The following is an 18,389-nucleotide window of genomic DNA, read 5'->3' as shown; positions in this document are numbered from 1 at the left end:
GGCCGCGGCAGCAGGCGGCGCGGCGGCCGCCGGAGGTGGTGCGACGGCGGGCTCTGCCGGCGCGGCCGGCTTGGGTGCCGCCGACTTGGCCGGGGCCTTGGCAGCCTTGGCAGCCTTGGCGGGAGCGCCGTTGCCGTCGGCCTTGACCTTCTTCTCTTCGGCGGCCTTGCCGCCGCCGAACGATTCGCGCAGCCGGCGCGCTACGGGTGCCTCCACGGTGGAGGACGCTGATTTGACGAATTCGCCCTGCTCACTCAGGCGGGCGAGTACTTCCTTGCTGGTGACACCGAGTTCCTTAGCCAACTCGTGTACACGGGCCTTTGCCACTACATCTCCATCTCTAGAGGCGTCAGCGGTGGTAGGCGCCGCGCCTCGGTTTAGCTATGACACATGGTCATCGGGGCTTCACGGTGTGCTCATGTTCTTCGCTACCTGTTCTGTTTCCGGGTGGATCGGCCGGTTCGGCGCTGCTGGCAGCGCTGACGTACTCGATCACCGCAGTTAGGTCCGGTGAACCGGTGATGCGCAACGCTCGACCGAAAGCCCGCCGCCGAATCGCCACCTCAAGACACTGGGGATCGGGGTGCAACCACGCACCCCGCCCCGGCAGCCTTCTCGCTGAGTCAACGGTCACAGCGCTGGCATCATTCCCAGGCTCGTTTCCGTCGTCGACAGCGACCACTCGAAGCAGTTCGACGGCCAGCTCTCGCTTTCGGCAGCCCACGCATGTCCGCACCGGGCCGACAATGGCGTCGGAGCTGCGTCGATGCGTCGAAGCCGAAGTCTCGCGCTGGATCAAGGGTGAGTCTACCGTCCCGTCTGGTGCGATTCGCAACGGCTGTGCTGGTCGGCGTGTGGACCGCCGCCGACCCTATCGGTCGTGGACGGCGCCGCGCGCCGGGTCGGCGTCGGGTTCGGGCTTGTCGGCGACGGCGGCATCGCTGCGGATGTCGATCCGCCAGCCGGTCAGCCGTGCCGCCAGCCGGGCATTCTGGCCCTCCTTGCCGATGGCCAGCGACAGCTGGAAGTCGGGTACGACGACGCGCGCCGCGCGGGCCGCCTCGTCGATGATGCTGACCGACACCACCTTGGCCGGGGAAAGCGCGTTGGCCACGAACTTCGCCGGGTCGGGGTCGTAGTCGATAATGTCGATCTTCTCGCCGGACAGTTCGCTCATCACGTTGCGCACCCGCTGGCCCATCGGGCCGATGCAGGCGCCCTTGGCGTTGAGGCCGGGCACCCGCGAGGTCACCGCGATCTTCGAGCGGTGGCCGGCCTCCCGCGCGACCGCCACGATCTCCACCGAGCCGTCGGCGATCTCGGGCACCTCCAGCGCGAACAGCTTACGCACCAGGTTGGGGTGGGTGCGCGACAGCGTGATCAGCGGTTCGCGGGTTCCCCGGGTGACGCCGACGACGTAGCAGCGCAGCCGGTCGCCGTGCTCATAGCGCTCGCCGGGCACCTGCTCGGCGACGGGGATGACGCCCTCGGAGCCCTTGGTTTCGCTGCCCATCCGCACGACCACGAGCCCGCGGGCGTTGGCCCTGGCGTCGCGCTGGATGACGCCGGCGACGATGTCGCCTTCCCGCGCGGAGAACTCGCCGAAGGTCTTCTCGTTCTCGGCGTCACGGAACCGTTGCAGCATCACCTGCCGCGCGGTCGTGGCGGCCACGCGGCCGAACCCCTCCGGGGTGTCGTCCCACTCGGTGACGATGTTGCCGTCGGCGTCACGTTCGGTGGCGATCACCTTGACCTCACCGGTCTTACGGTCGATCTCGATACGTGCCTCGTCGGCGTGCCCCTCGGTGTGCCGATAGGCGGTCAACAGCGCCGATTTGATCGTCTCGACGAGTTCACCCACCGGGATGCCCCGGTCCACCTCGATCGCATGCAGTGCCGCCATGTCGATGTTCACGCCCCGGCCTCCTTCCCAGCTCGGCCGACCAGCTCCAGCTCTCGCGGATTCGGAGGTGAAAACTCCACCTGGACAACGGCTTTCGCGATAGACGCCAGCGGGAGTTCACGCACCGTGAAATGGGCTGCGCGGCCCTCGCGAACCACCAATCGCACCGCGCCGCCTTCCGTTTCGCCCAGCCGGCCGGTGAGCTGGGAGCCGTCGGACAACGTCAGCTCCACCTTGCGACCGAGGGCGCGCCGAAAGTGCTTCTCGGCGGTCAGCGGCCGGTCCACACCCGGCGAGGTGACCTCGAGGACGTAGGGCGCCGCCTTGGCGTCGACGCGGTCGAGCAGCTCGGACGCCGAACGGGACAGCTCGGCCAGGGATTCCAGATCGAGACCCTGGTCAGCGTCGACCACCACCGTGATGCGCGGCGGACGCGCACTCGCGTTGATCACCACGTCTTCGATTTCATAGCCTGCACGCGCGAACTCGCCGTCGAGCAGCTCGATCACCTGTTTCTGCGACGGCAATTCCGCAGACCGCTCCGTCACGGCGAGCTCCTCATCTTGAGTTGTTCGGACATAGGCTCCGCGCACGCATCAGAGAACACTGAAACCGACTACCCACGATACGCCAGGCTCGCCGGGGTAAGCGCCAAACGCGCGCCCACCCGCGGGGGACGGCGATGGCAAGATGTTGCTCGTGCCGAGCCCACCGCCGACCCTCAGCAGGCGACGTGTGTTGTTCGGAGCGGCGGCGCTGACGCTGCTCGGTGTGACCGCAGGCGGATGCGGGTCGCCCCCGCCCCCTGAAGTCGACGAACTGCTCGCGCAGCTCAACCGCGCCCGTGCCGACAGCCAGCTGGCCAGCGACGCCGCGGCCGACGCCGGCGGGGCCGTCGCGCAGGCCCTCGACGCCATCGCGGCCGAACGGTCGGCACACGCCCAGGCGCTGACCGACGAGCTGGTCCGGCTGCGCGGCGACGACGCCCCGACCGAGGCGCCGACCAGCACCACGGCCGAGCCGGTCAGGACGCCGACCGCCAAGGACGTCGTCGGCGCGCTGCGGGTGTCGGCGCAGAGCGCCGCCGAACTGGCCGCGACGTTGTCGGGTTACCGCGCCGGGCTGGTGGCGTCGATTGCGGCCGCCTGCACCGCGGCCTACACCGTCGCCCTTGTCTTCCCCGAGGCAACGCCGTGACCACGCCGGCGCCGAGCACCCCGTCGCGTCCGCAGGATCCGGCCGACGGCGCGTTGTTCGACGCCGTGGCCACCGAACACGCGACGATCTACGGCTACGGGGTGGTGTCCGCACATTCGCTGCCCGAACGCAACTACCTGGTGTCCGAGGCGATGGGCGAGCATCGCGAACGCCGCGAGGAGGCGCTGGTCATGCTCGCCGAGCGTTCGGTCGAGGCTCCCCTGCCCGCCGCCGGATATCAGCTGCCGATCGACGTCGACACCCCCGTCGACGCGGCGAAGCTCGCGGTGCGGATGGAGGACGACGCCGCGGCGGCCTGGCGGGCGGTCATCGAACAGGCCACCCACCAGCAGGACCGGGCGTTCGCGGTGACCGCGCTGACGCAGTGCGCGGTGATGGCGGCCCGGTGGCGCCGGGTGCTGGGCGCCGATCCCGTCACCGTCGCGTTCCCCGGCGGTAACGAAGAGTCCTGAGTCGCCCTCAGCTGCGGCCCGTCTCGAACGGCACGTCGATGCCCGGCTCGCGGGGGCGGCGAAACGCCTCGATGCGCTCGATTGACACCTCGAGCATCCGGCGGCACGGGCCCGGTCCGCTATCGCAGCGCCGCGGCGATGTCTGCGGCCGCGTTCGCGACGGCGATCTCACGCGTCTCGCCGGCGGCCCGGTTGCGCAACTCGACGACACCGTCGGCCCAGCCGCGCCCGACGACGACAATCCATGGCACACCGAGTAATTCGGCGTCCTTGAACTTCACTCCGGGCGAGGCGGTGCGGTCGTCGAGCAGGACCTCGACGCCGAGCCGGTCCAGTTCCGCGGCCAGCTCTTCGGCACCGGCACGGGCGGCGGCGTCCTTGTTGGCGATCACCACGTGCGCGTCGTACGGCGAGACCGAGGACGGCCACACCAGACCAAGCTCGTCGTGATGCTGTTCGGCGATCACCGCGACCAGCCGCGACACCCCGATTCCGTAGGAGCCCATCGTGAGTCGCACCGGCTTGCCGTCCTCGCCGAGCACGTCCACCTCGAACGCGTCGGTGTATTTGCGGCCGAGCTGGAAGATGTGGCCGATCTCGATGCCGCGTGCCGAGACCAGCGGCCCTGCCCCGTCCGGAGACGGGTCGCCGTCGCGCACCTCGGCGGCCTCGATGGTGCCGTCGGGGACGAAGTCACGGCCGGCGACCAGCCCGACCACGTGCTTGCCCGGCTCGTCGGCCCCGGTGATCCACGACGTGCCGTCCACCACCCGCGGGTCGACGAGGTAGCGAACACCGTTGGCCAGCAATGCTTTCGGACCGATGTAACCCTTCGCCAGGAACGGATACCTGGCGAAGTCGGCGTCCTCGAGCATCGCGTACTCCGCGGGTTCGAGCGCGGCGCCGAGGCGCTTCTCGTCGACCTCGCGGTCGCCGGGCACCCCCACCGCCAGCAGTTCCCACTCCCCGCCTGGCTGGCGCACCTTCAGCACGACGTTCTTGAGCGTGTCCGCCGCGGTGACCGTGCGGTCCAGCGCGGTGTTGGCCCACTCGACCAGCGTGGCGATGGTCGGGGTGCCGGGGGTGTCGTACACCTTGGCTTCGGGTTGGCCCTCGATGGGCAGCGCGGCCGGCACCGCGGTGGTGACCGCCTCGACGTTGGCGGCGTATCCGGATTCCACGCAGCGCACGAACGTGTCCTCACCGACATCGCTTTCGGCGAGAAACTCCTCGGATGCGCTGCCGCCCATGGCACCTGACACCGCCGAGACGATCACGTAGCGCACGCCGAGGCGGTCGAAGATCCGTTGGTAGGCGTCGCGGTGGGCTTGGTACTGGGCCGCAAGCCCGTCATCGGAGACGTCGAAGGAATACGAGTCCTTCATCACGAACTCGCGGCCCCGCAGAATCCCGGCGCGGGGCCTGGCCTCGTCGCGGTACTTGGTCTGGATCTGGAACAGCAGCAGCGGAAAGTCCTTGTAGCTGCTGTACTCGCCCTTGACCGTCAAGGTGAAGAACTCTTCGTGGGTCGGCCCGAGCATGTAGTCGTTGCCGCGGCGGTCCTGCAGGCGGAAGACGCTGTCGCCGTACTCGGTCCATCGGTTCGTCGCCTCGTAGGGCGCCTTGGGAAGCAACGCGGGAAACAGGATCTCCTGGCCGCCGATCGCGGTCATCTCCTCGCGCACGATGTTCTCGACCTTGCGCAGCACCCTGAGCCCCAGCGGAAGCCAGCTGTACAGCCCCGGCCCGACCGGGCGGATGTAACCCGCCCGGATCAGCAGCTTGTGGCTGGGAACCTCGGCGTCGGCCGGGTCGTCGCGCAGCGTACGCAGAAACAGCTCTGACATGCGGGTGATCACAGCCGACAACCTTACTGGTGGCGCGGCTAGAGCTCGCCGGCCTCCACCGCTTCGCGGGTGTGCTGGGCGGTGGCGATCTGGCGGGCGGTGAACCCGATCCAGAACGCGGCGATGCCGACGATCACCGCGATGCCGGCCACCCACAGCAGCGAGTACGTGTACCCCTGCCCCAGCGCGTCGAGCTGGGCGGGTGTCATGTCCTTGACCGGGCCGGTGGTGCCGCCCAGGTACAGCGTGCGAGAGGTCTGCACGGCCTGGATGACGACCAGCACCAGCGGGCCGCCCAGGTTCTGCACCATGAGCGTGATCGAGGACACCGGGCCGATCTCGCCGGGGCCCACCCCCGCGATCGCGCACAGCGGCAGGATCACCGCGATCATCCCGATCCCGAAACCGCCGACGACGATGGGCGCGAACAGGTCCGGGAAATACGGGATGCTGCGGTCCAGCAGCGAGCCGTACAGCATCGCGCCGAGCACGAACACGCCGCCGCCGATGATCAGCCAGCGCGGCGCGATGCGGGGTGCCAGCTTGGCCGCGGTCGCGCTGCCCACCCCGAACGCCAGCGCGAACGGGATGAAGCAGATGCCGGCCCTCAGCGCCGAGTAGCCGAGCACGTCCTGCACCAGCAACCCGATCATCACCGTCAGGGTCAGCATCACGCCGCCGGCCAGGAACAGCGCGACGAACGTCATCACCCGGTTGCGGTTGTCGAACACCGAGAACGGAACGATGGGGTGCTGCGCGGTGCGCTCGACGAGCAGAAACCCGAGGAAGAACACCGCCGCGGCCACCGCGGCGCCGATCACCAGCGGATCGATCCACCCGCGCGGGGGTCCCTGGGTGAAGACCAGCACCGCCGACGTGCAACCCAGCGTGGCCAGCAGCGCGCCGGCGACGTCGAGTTTGAGGCGCTCATGATGGGTCTCGGCGAGCTGGGTGACCGCGACGGCGATGATGACCACGCCGATCGGCACGTTGATGAGAAACGCCAGCCGCCACGAGATCACGGTCAGCGCACCGCCGAGGACCAGGCCGGTCACCGAGCCGATGCCCTGCATCGCCGCCGAGATCGCCAACGCCCGGTTGCGGGCCTGCCCGACCGCGTACGTCGTCGCGATCAACGCGAGCCCGGTGGGCGCGGCGACCGCCGCCCCGGTGCCCTGCACCGCCCGCGCCACGATCAGCGTGGTCGGGTCGGTGGCCAGGCCGCACACCAGCGAGGCGATCGTGAACACCCCAACGCCCGACAGAAACGCCCGCTTGTGCCCGATCGCGTCGCCGACGCGCCCGCCGAGCAGCAACAGCCCGCCGAACGCCAGCACGTATGCGGTGATCACCCAGCTCTTGCTCACGTCGGTGAGGCCGAGATCGGCCTGCATCCGCGGTAGCGCGACGATCACGATCGTGCCGTCGAGCGTCGACATGAGCTGCATGCCGGTGATCGCGAAGATCGCCGGGCCCAACACCTTCGACGCCAGCGGCGTGTGGTCCGTCGACCCGGCAGACATGGATAGCCAGCCTACCCATGGGCGATTTCGGCGTACTTGGTCACGCTAGGCGTGACGAACTACGCCCGAATCGCTACAGCTCGCCCTGGTCGAGCGCGTCCTTGACCTCTTGGGCGTGGGCGACCTCCGCGGCGGTGTAGCGGATGAACAGCGCCGCACAGCCGACGATCACCGCGACCGCGGCCACCCACAGCAGACCGTAGGTGTAGCCCTGGTCTAGCGCATGCAATTGCGCGGCGTCCATGTCGTGCACCGGTCCGGTGGTGCCGCCCAGATACAGCGTGCGCGAGGTGATCACGGCCTGGACCACCGCCAACACCAGTGGGCCGCCGAGGTTCTGCAGCATCAGCGCGATCGCCGACACCGGCCCGATCTGGTCGAACCCGACACCGGCGATGGCCGACACGGTCAACGGGACGACGATCATGCCGATGCCGAAGCCGCCGACGGTGATCGGGATCACCAGGTTCGGGAAGTATGGGATGTCGCCGTGCAGCGTGGAGCCGTAGATCATCGCGCCGAGCACCAGCACGCCGCCGGCGATCACCAGCACACGCGGCGGGAACAGCGACACCAGGTGCGACGACGCGCCCAGCCCGATGCCGAGCGCGATGACGAACGGGATGAAGCCGATACCGGCGCGCAGCGGCGTGTAGCCCATGATGTCCTGCACGTACAGCCCGATCAGCACGGTCAGCGTGAACATCACGCCGCCGGCCAGGAAGATCGCCGCGAAGGTGGCGACCCGGTTGCGGTCCTTGAACAGCTCGAACGGCACGACGGGGTTTTCCGCGGTGCGTTCGACATAGAGGAACGCGATCAGGAAGGTCAGCGCGGCGATGCCCGAGCCCACGGTCGCCGGGGACAGCCAGCCCTGCTCGGGGCCCATCGAGAAGCCGAACACCGCGGCCGTACAGCCCAGCGTGGCCAGGATCGCGCCGGCGGCGTCGAGCTTCAACCGCTCGCGCTGCGTCTCACGCAGGGTCCTGCGGGCCAGGTAGACCACCAGCATCCCGATCGGAACGTTCACCAAAAACGCCCAGCGCCACGAGACTTCGGTCAGCGCGCCGCCGACCACCAGGCCCATGACCGAACCGACGCCCGTCATCGCGGCGAACACCGCGGTGGCCGCGTTGCGGGCCGGTCCCTTGGGGAACGTCGTGGCGATCAGCGCCAGTCCGGTCGGCGAGGCGATCGCGGCGCCCACGCCCTGCAGCAACCTGGCGATCACCAGGGTGCTCTCGTCCCAGGCGATGCCGCACAGGATCGAGGCGATCGAGAACAGCGTGACGCCGACGATGAAGGTCCGCTTGCGGCCGATGGTGTCGCCGAGCCGGCCGCCCAGCAGCATCAGGCCGCCGAACGCCAGCACATAGGCGGTGATGACCCAGCTGCGGCCGGCGTCCGTCAGGCTCAGCTCGTCTTGGATCTTGGGTAGCGCGACGATCGCGATGGTGCTGTCCATGGTGGCCAGCAACTGCATCCCGCCGATGGCGATGACCGCGGCGAAGAACCGCCGCGACGGTTGCCATACCGGGGCTGTACGATTTCGCTCGGCAGCGGCCCGGCGCCCGCGTACGGGTTGCGACCGATTTGCCCCGCCCTCGGCGTCACGGCGCATGGCTGCGCGCGCTGCGTCATTGAGAGCCGTCATAACGGGTTACCTTACAGTAATCTTAGGAATCCTTTAACCGCCGAACGCCGCCACCGAGCCGATCACGATGATCGCCGGCGGCCGAATCCCTTCCTCCCGGATCCGTGCCGGCGCGTCGGCCAGGGTGGCCCGCAACGTTCGCTGGGACGCGGTGGTGCCGTGCTGCACCACCAACACCGGCGTATCCGCAGGTCGACCGCCTGCCAGCAACGCATTGCTGAACAACTCGATGCGCTCCACCGCCATCAGCAAAACGATCGTGCCGGACATCGCGGCCAGCGCATCCCAATTCACTAACGATTCGGGATGCCCCGGCGCAACGTGGCCGCTGACCACCACGAACTCGTGCGTGACCCCGCGGTGCGTGACGGGAACGCCGGCCAGCGCGGGTACGGCTATGGCGCTGGTCACACCGGGCACGACCGTGACCGGAATTCCGGCGTCGACACAGGCCAGCAGTTCCTCGTAGCCGCGCGCGAACACGAACGGATCGCCGCCTTTGAGCCGCACGACGAACTTGCCGGCCTTGGCCCGCTCGATGAGCACATCGTTGATCGCGTCCTGCGCCATCGCCCGCCCGTAGGGGATCTTGGCGGCGTCGATCACCTCCACGTGCGGCGGCAGCTCGGCCAGCAGTTCCTGGGGGGCCAGGCGGTCGGCGACGACGACGTCGGCGTGCGACAGCAACCGCCGCCCGCGGACGGTGACCAGTTCGGGGTCGCCGGGCCCGCCACCGACCAGCGCGATGCCGCCCTGCACGACGCCGGGCGTGTCGCCGGGGGCGATCAGCCCACTCTGCATCGCCTCGTGGATGGCCGACCGGATGGCCGCGGAGCGCCGATGGTCACCGCCGGCCAGCACGCCGACCGAAAGGCCCTCGTACTCGAACGACGCCGGGGTCACCGCCGTGCCCTCGCGTGCGACGTCGGCGCGGACGCAGAAGATGCGGTGACGTTCGGCCTCGGCGACGACGGCGGCGTTGACGGCGGCGTCGTCGGTGGCCGCGATGACGTACCAGGCCCCGTCGAGATCGCCTTCCCGGAATTCCCTGAGCTCCAGCGTGATTCCGGGCTGCTGTTTGCTCATGGCCTCGACCGCGGGGGTGGCGGCGGGGGTGATGACGTGCACGTCGGCGCCGTTGGCCACCAGCAGCGGCAGCCTGCGCTGTGCCACGGTGCCGCCCCCGACGACGACGACTTTCTTCCCGGTCAGGCGCAGGCCGACGAGGTAGGCGATCTCGCTCACCGTGCGAGCCTAGAGGTTGCGGCCGAGGCGACGAAACGGGTGATCGCCCGCGGGTGCGCGGCCGGGTGGGTGTGCAGGAAACCGGCGTGCACGCCGGCGTCGACGGCGCCGTCCCGCACGGCGGGCAGGGTGTTGCCCGTGAATATCCATGCGGGCGGGTAGCTGTCGGTGAACCGCACTGTGGTGCGGTGGAATTCGTGGCCCATGATGCGTTCGCCGTTGCGGTGCAGCGGCGAGTCGGCCACCACGACGCCCTGCCGGTAGCCCAGGGTGAGCCGATCGGTGAAGCGCGCCGAACCCGACAACACCCCGCACATCGGGTAGCCGTCGAGTTCGTCGACCAGGTAGGTCAGGCCCGCGCATTCGGCGTGCACCGGGGCGCCGGATGCGGCGAGCGCGTTGATCTGCTGGCGCACAAGGTCGTTGGCCGACAGGTCGGTGCTGAACTGCTCGGGGAAGCCGCCGGGGATCACCGCCGCCGCGGTGTCCGGCGGTAGTGGATCGGTCAGCGGGTCGAACTCGACCACTTGTGCGCCCGCGGCCGCCAACAACTCCCGGTGTTCGGCGTAGCCGAAGCTGAATGCCTTGCCCGAGGCGAACGCGACGGTGACGTCGGCGCCGTCCGCTTCGCCAGGAGCGGCCACCGCGGGGTCCCACGGCGGGTCGGCGACGCGACTGGCTGCCACCGCCATCAGACCGACGAGGTCGACGTGGCGGCCCACGAGCGCGATCATCGCCTCGACCGCGGCCCGTGCCCGCTCGCCGTACTCGACGGCCGTGACGAGCCCGAGATGCCTTGAGGGGACCGATAGTTCGTCGGTACGCGGAATGGCGCCGAACACCGGCACGCCGGCGTGCTCACAGGCCTGGCGCAGCACTTCTTCGTGGCGCGCCGATCCGACGCGGTTGAGGATCACCCCGGCAATGCGCACCGACCGGTCGAACGTCGAAAAGCCGTGCAGCAGCGCCGCGATGCTGTGGCTCTGGCCGCGGGCGTCGACGACCAGGATGACCGGCGCGCCCAGCATGCCCGCGACCTGTGCGGTGGAACCGGCCGCGGTGGCCGACGGGTTGTCGTGATCGATCCGGCCGTCGAACAGGCCCATGACCCCTTCGATGACCGCGATGTCGGCACCGGCGCTGCCGTGTCGGTACAGCGGGCCGATCAGGTGCTCGCCGACCAGCACCGGGTCGAGGTTGCGCCCTGGTCGGCGCGTGGCCAGCGTGTGGTAGCCGGGGTCGATGTAGTCGGGGCCGACCTTGAACGGCGCGACCGCGCGTCCGGCCCGCCGCAGCGCCCCCATCAAACCCGTTGCCACAGTGGTCTTTCCGTTGCCCGACGCCGGCGCGGCGATGACAACCGCCGGCGCGCTCATTTGACCTCTTTTTCCGCGTGGGCCCATACGTCAGTAGGGGACGTGCGTGTCTGCGGGCGACACGCCGAGAAGATGCGGGAGTTCACGCACGCTCGCGGGGAAGCGGGCCGGGTGTGGGTCACCACTCGATGCCCTTCTGACCCTTGCGGCCGACGTCCATCGGGTGCTTGACCTTCGTCATCTCGGTGACCAGGTCGGCGGCGTCCAGCAGTGGCGCGGGAGCGTCCCTGCCGGTGATGACGACGTGTTGCCTGCCGGGCCGGGCCGTCAACGTGGCGACGACCTCCTCGACGTCGACCCAGCCCCACTTCAGCGGATAGGTGAACTCGTCGAGCACATAGAAGTCGTGGCGCTCTTCGGCGAGACGGCGCGCGATCTCGGCCCAGCCGTCGGCGGCCGCCGCGGCGTGGTCGTCGTCGCTGCCCTGTTTGCGTGTCCACGACCAGCCCGAGCCCATCTTGTGCCACTCGACGGGACCGCCGACGCCCTGCTCGTCGTGTAGCCGGCCCAGCTGACGAAACACCGCCTCCTCGCCCACTTTCCACTTGGCGCTCTTGACGAACTGAAACACCGCGATGTCGAAACCCTGGTTCCAGGCCCGCAACGCCATACCGAATGCGGCGGTGGACTTTCCCTTACCCGCGCCGGTGTGCACCGCGAGCAGCGGGGCGTTGCGTCGGGCTCGGGTCGTCAGCCCGTCGTCGGGGACGGTGAGCGGTTGACCCTGAGGCATATCGGACTCTCCCCTATCGGCATCATGCGGCGTCGCGGATCACGTCGGCGAGGTTGTCGGCGCGAAGCTGTGCCAGCCGCACCGTCGGCGCACCCAGGTGATCGGCCAGCTGTTCGGCCAAACCCAGTCGTACATAAGAGGTTTCGCAGTCGATGACGACGGCGGCGGCACCCTCGGCCACCAGCCGGGCGGCCGCCTCGCGCGCCCGTCCGAGCGGGTCCGGGCCTCCGGTGGCGCGTCCGTCGGTCAGCACCACCACCAGGCTGCGTCGCGCGCGGTCACGCGCCTTCTCCCGGACCACCACGTCGCGGGCGGCCAACAGACCTTGGGCCAGCGGCGTTTTCCCGCCGGTGTCGAAACGGGCGAGCCGACGGCTGGCGATGTGCACCGACGACGTCGGCGGCAGCAGCAGCTGGGCGTCCTGCCTGCGGAACGTGATCACCGCGACCTTGTCGCGGCGCTGGTATGCATCGCGCAGCAGCGACATCGCGGCCCCGCCGACCGCCGCCATCCGGTCGCGCGCCGCCATCGACCCCGAGGCGTCGACCACGAAGATCACCAGGTTACCCTCCCGGCCTTCCCGGATGGCGCGACGCACGTCCTCGGGCTGTGGCTGCGGCCGTCCCGGGCCCCGTTGCCGTTCGGCGGCGGCCAGCAGCGTGCCGAACACGTGCACGCCGTGGCCGGCCTCCTTGTCGGCGGTCGGGGCGATCGTCCTGCCGGTGCGGTTGCGTGCCCGCGATCGCCGCCCGGGTGCGCCCTCCCCCACCCCGGGGACCACCAGCGAGCGGGTTCGGTACACCGCCGACGGTGATGCGCTCGGCCGGCTTGCACTGCCCGTGTTACCTTGCGGCCCAGTGTCTTCCGAGCCCGCCTGACCGCCGCCAGACGGATCGGGGTCCGGGTCGGGTTCCGGCTCGGCGGATTGGCCTGCGTCCTCCATCGCCTGGTCGAGCTGTTCGGGATCCAGCCCGGGATCGTCGAACGGATCGCGACGCCGACGGTGTGGCAGCGCCAGTTCGGCCGCCACCCGGATGTCTTCTTCGGCAACGGTATCCGCGCCCCGCCACGCGGCATGGGCCACCGCCGTGCGCGCGACGACGAGGTCGGCCCGCATCCCGTCGACGTCGAATGCCGCGCACAGCGCCGCGATGCGGCGCAACTCGGTGTCCGGCAACGTCACCGAGCCCACGGAGGCGCGGGCCGCCGCGATACGCCGCGCCAGCTCGGCGTCCTGGGCGGCATAGGCCTCGGCGAAGGCCTCCGGGTCGGCCTCGTAGGCCATCCGCTGGCGGATGACGTCGACACGGACGTCGACATCGCGGGAGGCGCGCACGTCGACGGTCAGGCCGAACCTGTCCAGCAGTTGCGGACGCAGTTCGCCCTCTTCGGGATTCATGGTGCCGATGAGCACGAAGCGGGCGTCGTGGCTGTGCGAGACGCCGTCGCGTTCGATGTGCACCCGCCCCATCGCGGCCGCGTCGAGCAGCACGTCGACCAGGTGATCGTGCAGCAGGTTCACCTCGTCGACGTAAAGCACACCGCCGTGGGCGCGCGCCAGCAGCCCCGGCGAGAACGCGTGCTCCCCGTCGCGCAGCACCTTCTGCAGATCGAGGGAACCCACGACGCGGTCTTCGGTTGCGCCGATCGGCAACTCGACCAGCGCCGCCCCGTCGTCGACGGCGGCGAGCACCGCGGCCAGTCCGCGCACGGCGGTCGACTTCGCGGTGCCCTTCTCGCCACGGATCAGCCCCCCGCCGATGTCCGGCCGAATCGCGCACAACACCAAGGCCAGCCGCAACTGGTCATGGCCGACGATCGCACTGAACGGATAGGTCATGACTTCACCATCGGGACGTGTGGAATGCCGTCTTCGAGAAACTCGTCGCCGTCACGGACGAACCCGTGCCGGGCATACATCTCCTCGAGGTAGGTCTGGGCGTCGATCCGGCACGGGTAATCGCCGACTTCGGCCAGCGCGGCCCGCAGCAGCCGGGTGGCATGCCCCTGGCCGCGCGCTTCGCGTTTCGTACACACCCGGCCGACCCGAAATGCTTTCTGCCCGCCCGGATGTTCCTCCATCAACCGCAGGGTGCAGATGACCTCGTTGTCGGCGCCTTCCAACCAGAAGTGCCGGGTCTCGGCGAGCAGATCACGCCCGTCCAGCTCGGGATAGGGGATGGCCTGCTCGACGACGAACACCTCGACCCGCAGCTTGAGCAGCTCGTAGAGCGTCGCGGCGTCAAGGTCCTTGGCCCAACTGCGACGCAGCGCGACGGTCATTGCGCGGCCACCGCTGTCGGTACGTGGTCAGGCACTGGTTGTCGGTCCTCCGTGGTCGGCACAGTCATCTCAGGTTAGCCCGCCCCGTTTGCGGGAAACCGCGCACCGTATGTCGCCGACTAAGGTTGCAACCGTGCCCGAATGGCAGGCCGACGTGCTGCCTGGTTACCAGCAGTATTCGATGGGGCTCGGGACCGATCCCGACGGGGAGGGCGAGCTTGTCGCCACCCTGGTGCGTCGTGGTGCCGCCGCCCCTTCGGCGACCCGCGCCGTGCTGGTGGTGCACGGTTACACCGACTACTTCTTCAACACCGAGCTCGCCGAGCACTTCGCCGCGCGCGGCTTCGCGTTCTACGCGCTGGATCTGCACAAATGCGGCCGGTCCTGGCGTGAGGGGCAGACCCCGCACTTCACCACCGACCTGACCCGCTACGACACCGAACTCGAACGTGCCCTCGACGTCGTCACCACCGAGCTGACCCGGTGCCGCGTGCTCGTCTACGGGCATTCTGCGGGTGGGTTGATCGTGTCGCTGTGGCTGGACCGGTTGCGCCGACGCGGCCCGACCGAACAGCACCGGGTGGCCGGGCTGATACTCAACAGCCCGTGGCTGGATCTGCACGGCCCGGCGATTCTGCGGGCGGCGCCGACGACCGCGGCCATCAGGGTGGCGTCGCGGTGGCGCAAGCGCATGGTCGTGCGCCGTCCCACCGAGGGCGGGTACGGGACCACCCTGCATCGCGACTTCCACGGCGAGTTCGAGTACGACCTGAAATGGAAGCCGGTCGGCGGATTTCCGGTGACGCTCGGCTGGATCCACGCCATCCGGCGTGGACAGGCTCGACTGCAGCGCGGCCTCGACGTCGGGGTGCCGAACCTCATCCTGCGTTCGGACCGCAGCGTGCGCGAGGCCACCGGCGAGATCGAGAACATTCAACGCGGCGACGCCGTGCTCGATGTCGGCCAGATCGCCAGGTGGGCGGGCTGTATCGGCAACCGCAGCACGATCGTGCCGATCACCGACGCCAAGCATGACGTGTTCCTGTCGGTGCCCGAGGCGCGCCGGCAGGCCTACCGCGTGCTCGACCGCTGGCTCGACTGGTACATCAGCCAAACCGCCGGCCCCGCCAGTCAATCCGAACGAGGATGAACACCATGGCCCACTTCGACATCGCGATCATCGGCACCGGTTCGGGCAACTCGATTCTCGACGAACGCTATACCGACAAGAGGGTGGCGATCGGTGAGAAGGCGGTCTTCGGCGGGACCTGCCTCAACGTCGGCTGCATTCCGACGAAGATGTTCGTGTATACCGCTGACGTAGCCCAAATTGCCAGGGAGTCATCGCGTTACGGAGTCGACGCCCGCGTCGAGCGGGTGCGGTGGCCCGATATCGTCTCGCGCGTCTTCGGGCGCATCGACCCGATCGCCGTCAGCGGCGAGAACTACCGCCGTGCGTCACCCAATGTCGAGGTGTTCGCCAGCCACACCCGGTTCGGGCCTTCCCGGCCCGACGGTCGCTACACGTTGCGCACCGATGACGGCGACGAGTTCACCGCCGATCAGGTCGTCATCGCGGCGGGGTCCCGGGCGGTGGTGCCCGAAGCCATCGCCGAATGCGGTGTGCCCTACCACACCAGCGACACCATCATGCGAATCGCCGACGTGCCAGAGCATCTGATCATCGTCGGCGGCGGCTTCGTCGCCTGCGAGTTCGCGCACATCTTCTCCGTGCTGGGTAGTTCGGTCACCCTGATGCTGCGCGGCAGCACGCTGCTCAGCGGCCACGACGACGACATCACCATGCGCTTCACCGATCTGGCCGCCAAGAAGTGGGCGATCCGCGACCATCACGAAGTCGTCGACGCGCGTCAGCTCGAAGACGGTGTCGAGATCACCTGCCAGGACGGCACCAAGGTGCGCGGCGACGCGCTGCTGGTGGCGACGGGGCGCGTGCCCAACGGCGACCTGCTCGACGCCGAACAGGCGGGAGTCAAGGTAACCGGGGATGGCCGAGTCGTCGTCGACCAGTACCAGAGAACGACCGCGCGAGGTGTTTTCGCGCTCGGCGATGTGTCCTCTGAGTATCAGCTCAAGCACGTCGCCAACCACGAAGCCCGGGTGGTGCGGCACAACCTGCTGCAGGACTGGGATGACACCGACGCGCTGATGCCTTCCGATCACCGTTACGTGCCGTGGGCGGTGTTCACCGAACCGCAGATCGCCAGCGTCGGATTGACCGAAAATCAGGCGCGGGCACAGGGTTTCGACGTCCGGGTCAAGGTGCAGGACTACGGCGACGTCGCCTACGGCTGGGCGATGGAAGACACCACCGGGATCGCCAAGGTGATCGTCGACGGCGACACCGGCCTCATCCTGGGCGCGCACATCATGGGCCATCAGGCGTCGTCGCTGATCCAGCCCTTGATTGGGGCGATGAGTTTCGGCCTGCCCGCCCAGGACATGGCGCGCGGGCAGTACTGGATTCATCCCGCGCTGCCCGAGGTCGTCGAGAACGCGTTGCTGGCGTTGTGCGGTGAGCCGTCGTGGCCGCCGTCGAAGCGGCACTAGCGTCATCTCTCGCGAGCAGACGCATACACCCCCAAATCGCGGCACTTTTGGGGGTGTACGCGTCTGCTCGCGGGTAAGGCGGCTAGGTCGTGACCGAGAAGCCCCACGGCAGCTCGAGGCGGTGCGCGGCGAGCAACTCTGCGTCGGACAGGATCTCGGTGATGGGGCCGTCGGCGACGACGACACCGTTGTCCATCACGACCGCGCGCTGACACAGTTGCGCGGCGTAGGGCAGGTCGTGGGTGACGATCAGCATGGTGGCGTCGAGCCCGGCCAGCGTCTCGGCCAGCTCTCGGCGCCCGACGGGATCGAGGTTGGCCGACGGCTCGTCGAGGACCAGGATGTCGGGCTCGCAGGCCAGCACGGTCGCGAGCGCGGCGCGCCGGCGCTGCCCGGCGGACAGATGCGTCGGGCTGCGTTCGGCCTGCTCGGTCAGCGACACGTCCTGCAGCGCCCGGCTCACCCGGGCGGCCAGCGCCTCGCCGCGCACACCGAAGTTGGCCGGGCCGAACGCGACGTCCTGAGCGACGGTCGGCATGAACAACTGATCGTCCGGGTCTTGGAACACCAGCCCGACCCGACGGCGCAGTTCTTGGACAGTCTTGCGGTTCAACGGAATACCGCAGATCTCGACCGTGCCTGCGGTGGCGGTGAGCACTCCGTTGAGGTGCAGCATCAACGTGGTCTTGCCTGCGCCGTTGGGCCCGAGCACCGCGATCCGCTCGCCGGGTGCGACGGTCAGGTCGACGCCGTCGAGCGCCACCTGCCCGTCCGGATAGACGTAGCGCAGCGCCTCGACGCGGATCGCGGTCATCGCATCACCCACGCCAGCACCGCCACCGTGACGGCGGCGTACGCCGGGATCAGCGCGACGGCCCACTGCGCGCCGGCGGCCCGCGGCGGCGCCCCGATGACCGCCAGATCCGGTGCGTTGCCGTCGAATCCCCGTGACAGCATCGCGACGTACACTCGCTCGCCGCGCTCGTAGGAGCGCAGGAACAGCGCGCCGATGCCCCTCGCGATGGCCCCCGCCTGATGTAGCGCCCGCGGCGAATCGCCGCGTGAGATCCTGGCCATCCGCATCCGGCCGGCCTCCGCGGCCAGCAGGTCGACGTAGCGCAGCATCAACACCAGCACCGAGGTCGCCACGGCCGGGACACCCAGTCGGCTCAAGGCGGCGGGCAACTCGGTCGTCGACGTGGTGGCGGCGACGGTCAGCGCGGCCGCCACACCGAGCGTGCCCTTGATGACGATGCCCCACGCGGCCCACAGCCCGCTCACCGAAAGCTGCAGGCCGGCAACCTCGACGCGGGCGCCGCCCTCGGCGAAGGGCAGCAGCACCGCCAGCACCAGAAACGGCGCCTCGATCAGCATGCGCGGCAGCACCCACCGCAGCGGTATCCGCGCGAGCCGCCAGACCGCCACGATGATCGCCGCGTAGATGGCGAACGGCCAGAACATCTCTCGCGGGGTGGCGACGACGGCCAGCACGAACACCAGCAGGCAGACGATCTTCACCTCGGCCGGTGCCCGGTGCACCGCCGAGTCGCCGTGGCGGTAGAGCGGATGCGCCCCGGCGCCCAC

Annotated in this window: 18 protein-coding genes; 4 read left to right on the top strand and 14 right to left on the bottom strand. The window is 69.4% G+C overall.

The window, feature by feature from the left end; translation table 11 throughout:
* From MELE44368_RS04970 to rimP, 4 genes are all read right to left on the bottom strand, one after another.
* The coding region (locus MELE44368_RS04970; RefSeq protein WP_206613684.1) for a translation initiation factor IF-2 N-terminal domain-containing protein at positions 1-327 on the bottom strand (327 nt) is incomplete at its 3' end.
* 67 nt (positions 328-394) lie between these two features.
* Complete coding sequence (locus MELE44368_RS04965) at positions 395-799, bottom strand: YlxR family protein (protein WP_128107474.1); 405 nt, start codon at positions 797-799, stop codon at positions 395-397.
* A gap of 72 nt (positions 800-871) precedes the next feature.
* Positions 872-1,915, bottom strand: coding sequence for a transcription termination factor NusA (gene nusA, locus MELE44368_RS04960; RefSeq protein ID WP_128107473.1), 1,044 nt, complete (start codon positions 1,913-1,915; stop codon positions 872-874).
* Positions 1,912-2,451: a ribosome maturation factor RimP gene (rimP, locus tag MELE44368_RS04955; protein WP_128107472.1), complete on the bottom strand. Its 540-nt coding sequence runs from the start codon at positions 2,449-2,451 to the stop codon at positions 1,912-1,914. The genes nusA and rimP overlap by 4 nt, the downstream gene beginning before the upstream one ends.
* Before the next feature lie 142 nt (positions 2,452-2,593).
* Between rimP and MELE44368_RS04950 the strand changes: the two genes are divergently transcribed.
* Together MELE44368_RS04950 and MELE44368_RS04945 are read left to right on the top strand one after the other, a co-directional pair.
* Positions 2,594-3,100 (top strand): hypothetical protein, encoded by a 507-nt coding sequence (locus MELE44368_RS04950; protein WP_128107471.1) that lies wholly within the window; start codon positions 2,594-2,596, stop codon positions 3,098-3,100.
* Complete coding sequence (locus MELE44368_RS04945; RefSeq protein ID WP_128107470.1) at positions 3,097-3,573, top strand: ferritin-like domain-containing protein; 477 nt, start codon at positions 3,097-3,099, stop codon at positions 3,571-3,573. Before MELE44368_RS04950 ends, MELE44368_RS04945 begins: the two co-directional genes overlap by 4 nt.
* 119 nt (positions 3,574-3,692) lie before the next feature.
* Here MELE44368_RS04945 and MELE44368_RS04940 read toward each other — a convergent pair whose 3' ends face one another.
* From MELE44368_RS04940 to MELE44368_RS04905, 8 genes are all read right to left on the bottom strand, one after another.
* A complete protein-coding gene (locus tag MELE44368_RS04940; protein WP_128107469.1) occupies positions 3,693-5,432 on the bottom strand; it encodes a proline--tRNA ligase in 1,740 nt (579 codons plus the stop codon).
* A 26-nt stretch (positions 5,433-5,458) separates the two neighbouring features.
* Entirely contained in the window at positions 5,459-6,943 is a 1,485-nt protein-coding gene (locus MELE44368_RS04935) for an MFS transporter (protein WP_128107468.1), read from the bottom strand.
* Positions 6,944-7,016: 73 nt separating this feature from the next.
* Entirely contained in the window at positions 7,017-8,564 is a 1,548-nt protein-coding gene (locus tag MELE44368_RS04930; RefSeq protein ID WP_409366099.1) for an MFS transporter, read from the bottom strand.
* Positions 8,565-8,630: 66 nt separating this feature from the next.
* Positions 8,631-9,842 carry a uroporphyrinogen-III C-methyltransferase gene (gene cobA / locus MELE44368_RS04925; RefSeq protein WP_128107466.1) on the bottom strand — a complete coding sequence of 404 codons (1,212 nt, stop codon included), beginning with the start codon at positions 9,840-9,842 and terminating at the stop codon, positions 8,631-8,633.
* Positions 9,839-11,218 carry a cobyrinic acid a,c-diamide synthase CobB gene (locus MELE44368_RS04920; protein ID WP_128107465.1) on the bottom strand — a complete coding sequence of 460 codons (1,380 nt, stop codon included), beginning with the start codon at positions 11,216-11,218 and terminating at the stop codon, positions 9,839-9,841. Before MELE44368_RS04920 ends, cobA begins: the two co-directional genes overlap by 4 nt.
* A 118-nt stretch (positions 11,219-11,336) precedes the next feature.
* Entirely contained in the window at positions 11,337-11,951 is a 615-nt protein-coding gene (gene cobO / locus MELE44368_RS04915) for a cob(I)yrinic acid a,c-diamide adenosyltransferase (protein WP_128107464.1), read from the bottom strand.
* Between the two features lie 22 nt (positions 11,952-11,973).
* Positions 11,974-13,791 carry a magnesium chelatase subunit D family protein gene (locus tag MELE44368_RS04910; protein ID WP_128107463.1) on the bottom strand — a complete coding sequence of 606 codons (1,818 nt, stop codon included), beginning with the start codon at positions 13,789-13,791 and terminating at the stop codon, positions 11,974-11,976.
* The gene (locus MELE44368_RS04905; protein ID WP_128107462.1) at positions 13,788-14,234 is read right to left on the bottom strand and encodes a GNAT family N-acetyltransferase; all 447 of its coding nucleotides are present in this window, start codon (positions 14,232-14,234) and stop codon (positions 13,788-13,790) included. Before MELE44368_RS04905 ends, MELE44368_RS04910 begins: the two co-directional genes overlap by 4 nt.
* Before the next feature lie 133 nt (positions 14,235-14,367).
* On the opposite strand from MELE44368_RS04905, the gene MELE44368_RS04900 reads away from it, so the two are divergent.
* Positions 14,368-15,384 carry an alpha/beta hydrolase gene (locus tag MELE44368_RS04900; RefSeq protein ID WP_241566484.1) on the top strand — a complete coding sequence of 339 codons (1,017 nt, stop codon included), beginning with the start codon at positions 14,368-14,370 and terminating at the stop codon, positions 15,382-15,384.
* Between the two features lie 5 nt (positions 15,385-15,389).
* Positions 15,390-16,805 carry a mycothione reductase gene (gene mtr / locus MELE44368_RS04895; RefSeq protein ID WP_128107460.1) on the top strand — a complete coding sequence of 472 codons (1,416 nt, stop codon included), beginning with the start codon at positions 15,390-15,392 and terminating at the stop codon, positions 16,803-16,805.
* 82 nt (positions 16,806-16,887) lie between these two features.
* Here the strand turns inward: mtr and MELE44368_RS04890 are convergent, their stop codons facing one another.
* Together MELE44368_RS04890 and cbiQ are read right to left on the bottom strand one after the other, a co-directional pair.
* Positions 16,888-17,619 (bottom strand): energy-coupling factor ABC transporter ATP-binding protein, encoded by a 732-nt coding sequence (locus MELE44368_RS04890; RefSeq protein WP_128107459.1) that lies wholly within the window; start codon positions 17,617-17,619, stop codon positions 16,888-16,890.
* Complete coding sequence (cbiQ, locus tag MELE44368_RS04885; protein ID WP_128107458.1) at positions 17,616-18,389, bottom strand: cobalt ECF transporter T component CbiQ; 774 nt, start codon at positions 18,387-18,389, stop codon at positions 17,616-17,618. The genes MELE44368_RS04890 and cbiQ overlap by 4 nt, the downstream gene beginning before the upstream one ends.

Origin of the sequence: Mycolicibacterium elephantis DSM 44368, assembly GCF_004014805.1 — a bacterium.
GTDB lineage: Bacteria > Actinomycetota > Actinomycetes > Mycobacteriales > Mycobacteriaceae > Mycobacterium > Mycobacterium elephantis.
The sequence above is the reverse complement of the archived record's forward strand: the minus strand, read 5'-3'. Positions and strand labels throughout refer to the sequence as shown.